1 protein-coding gene is annotated in these 1268 nt (G+C 68.3%); it reads left to right on the forward strand.

The features are described 5' to 3' along the window. The first annotated feature begins 533 nt into the window (after positions 1–533). Positions 534–1118 (forward strand): GcrA family cell cycle regulator, encoded by a 585-nt coding sequence (locus tag FJ980_RS32425; RefSeq protein ID WP_140547538.1) that lies wholly within the window; start codon positions 534–536, stop codon positions 1116–1118. Positions 1119–1268 lie beyond the last annotated feature (150 nt).

Raw genomic sequence — 1268 nt, forward strand, 5'->3', positions numbered from 1 at the left:
GCATAAGATTTTGAGTTATGCTTATATCCGTTCATGCAAAAGCTCAACCCCTTTCGAGTCGAAAGCGCCCTCAGGCCAGCTTCACGCGAGCCGGCCAGCGCTCATTCCCTTTCGCCCCGGCTGTCCTGCTCCCCGGCCAGGGCGAAGCGTGAGGCTGATTGCCCCGATGCATCAGCCGCACGTCCGGTCCGCCCGTCACCGGCGGCCGGAACGGCCGGAGCCGCCGCTCCCCGCGGCTCCGGCCCCAATTCAGCGCGGCGCGGGTCCGCTCCCTGATACGCACCGAGGACGGCGCCGTGATCCTGCTCGACAGGCTGACGGGCAGGGCGGTTTCCGCACCCGACCGGGTGACGGCAGAGGCGCGGCTGGCGCGCCTCGCCGCGCTGGACGGCCGGCCGGGCTGAGGCCGCCAATCCAACGGCCGACAGGCCGGATCGAACCCGACAATGCCCACCGCCTGCGGCGGGCCGACACCGACACTCGCTGGCCGCGTCGCGCGCTGCCGCGGCCGCGCAATGGACGGAGACCAGGACATGGCACTTTACGGCGACAAGGAATTGCAGGCGATCGCCGGCTGGCTGACGGACGGACTTTCCGCCTCGCGCATCGCGGCTCGGTTCAGCGCGTCGCGAGGCAGCCCGGTGTCGCGCGACGCCATCATCGGCATCGTTCACCGCAACGCCATGCTGAGTTCGATCGGCTTTGCCAACAGCAAACGCATCGCGGCAGCCGAGAGGGCGAATGACAAGGCCGCCGACCGCGCCGCCAAGGCCGGACGCAAGCGCGTGCCGAAGGGTGAAGGCGCGGAGCGCCTCGCAGCGCGCGAGGCCGGCGTGCTGATGGCGGACGGGCAAGCCTACCGCCTCGAGGTACCGGTGCCGCGGCGAAGCCCGATCGGCCGCCAGCCGCATGGCGTGGCAATGCGCTTCGTCGACTGCCTGTTCGGCCGCTGCCGCGCTCCGCTTGACCTGACGCTGGAGCAAAATCCGGAAAACGATGCTCCCGGAGGCCGGCCGGGCGTCCACATGCTGTGCTGCGGCATGCGCACAAGGGCGATGAAAAGCTACTGCACCTATCACCAGGCGCGCTTCCACCGGCGTGTCTGCGAGGCGGGGTGAGCTACCTTCCCCCGTTCTCGGGAGACGATGCCGGCAGGAGGCAACGCCGGTCAGGATTGGGAACACATCCGAGAGCTTGGGAGATTGGTTCAGATGCAAGGTATCGAAGCGTTGGCGCCTCTCATTGGCCTGCTAAGCATTTCTCTCCAT

Origin of the sequence: Mesorhizobium sp. B1-1-5 (genome assembly GCF_006443065.1) — a bacterium.
In the GTDB taxonomy this organism is placed as follows: Bacteria; Pseudomonadota; Alphaproteobacteria; order Rhizobiales; family Rhizobiaceae; genus Mesorhizobium.

Excerpts from the sequence above, each read along its gene's own strand:
- FJ980_RS32425 (WP_140547538.1), top strand. The coding sequence starts at position 534 with ATGGCACTTTACGGCGACAAGGAATTGCAGGCGATCGCCGGCTGGCTG.